We start from the raw sequence: 1,149 nt of genomic DNA on the forward strand, positions 1-1,149 counted from the left end.
CTCCTAAGGTTGTCTGCAATTCATGCAGGGTGCCCGTTGGCAGCGTCAGTGAGCCGCAAGGGTCCGACCTCCTATCTTGCCCCAATTGCCAGGTTTCCGACACATACGACAACGTYATGCTTGAACTTGGCCRGCGSWCYGCGGACGCACTTTCGCGCGCGCTCTACCGACCTGTTCCATCGAGGGTCTATCGTTTCGCCCTTCTCGATCAGAGCGTGATCTCCAAGCCGATACGCTCAACCCTACCGGACAGGCGGAAGAGGCGTCGCGTACGCAAGCCTCGCCCCGCGCAAGGGGCGTGCTTGCGCCGGATAACCTGCCGTACTCCGCCGGAGCCGCCGCGACGCGTTCAATCAATGCCCGGTGTTGGATAACGGCCAAACGCGCCTTCGCTCTTAGGCGAGCCTCATGGCCGTCGAAGACATCGTCGCCAACATTGGAGCTTTGCTGAGCGAAGGACTGGCGAACCTCAAGGCTGGGATTGCGGCACTTGAAGCAATCAGGGCGAACGCCGGACAGCCCGACCGCAACTGAGCCTGCGCATACTTGCGCATCCCAGGCCGCTGGCTCACGGTGGCGGGCTTTTTTTCGTTCGGGTTTCGCCAATTCAGCGTGTGGCTGGCGAGAGTGCAGACGCCGAGCGTACGCTTGCGCTGGAGAAAACCACGAAGGCGAAAAGCAGCACCGCTGCAGCCACGATCAGCGAGCCGACGGCAACGACCGGTTCGATTGCCGTATAGCCTCCATGCAGCATCAGATACAAAGCGGGAAGCATGATCATAAGCCCGACGTTATATARGCCGTAGTGGATCATCGCGATTTTCCGCTCGGCCTTTGCCGGGTTAAGGGCGTAGTARCCRCCGAAGATTGCACTTGTAACCCATCCSAGAAGATTGATGTGCGCATGCGCCGGAAAGGCACTGTGGTCGCCCGAAATCGCCATCTGCAAGCCGGCGCCAATCCCCAGGATGAGCCACACGACTGCCGTCTTAAAGAAGAGATCCGAAACCTTAGGCATGACACTTCCTCCCCGTAATGCCGATTTCAACGGGGGGATATTARGGTTCCCTAAAAAAGCAATGCAATCAAAAYSAAAGASCATCCACAGGCCCCCATCGCGCCTTACAGTGGAGCGCCGTTAACTGGCGG

Annotated in this window: 2 protein-coding genes; one reads left to right on the forward strand and one right to left on the reverse strand. The window is 58.8% G+C overall.

What is annotated here, in order from left to right; genetic code table 11:
- Positions 1 to 408: 408 nt before the first annotated feature.
- Positions 409 to 534 carry a hypothetical protein gene (locus tag ACXJ7R_RS33665; RefSeq protein WP_457155559.1) on the forward strand — a complete coding sequence of 42 codons (126 nt, stop codon included), beginning with the start codon at positions 409 to 411 and terminating at the stop codon, positions 532 to 534.
- Between the two features lie 73 nt (positions 535 to 607).
- Here ACXJ7R_RS33665 and ACXJ7R_RS33670 read toward each other — a convergent pair whose 3' ends face one another.
- On the reverse strand, positions 608 to 1,018 hold the full coding sequence (locus ACXJ7R_RS33670; protein WP_457155560.1) for a hypothetical protein: 411 nt from the start codon (positions 1,016 to 1,018) through the stop codon (positions 608 to 610).
- Between the last annotated feature and the right edge of the window lie 131 nt (positions 1,019 to 1,149).

It is taken from the genome of Mesorhizobium sp. P5_C1, from assembly GCF_054049815.1.

Excerpts from the sequence above, each read along its gene's own strand:
- ACXJ7R_RS33665 (WP_457155559.1), top strand. The coding sequence starts at position 409 with ATGGCCGTCGAAGACATCGTCGCCAACATTGGAGCTTTGCTGAGCGAA.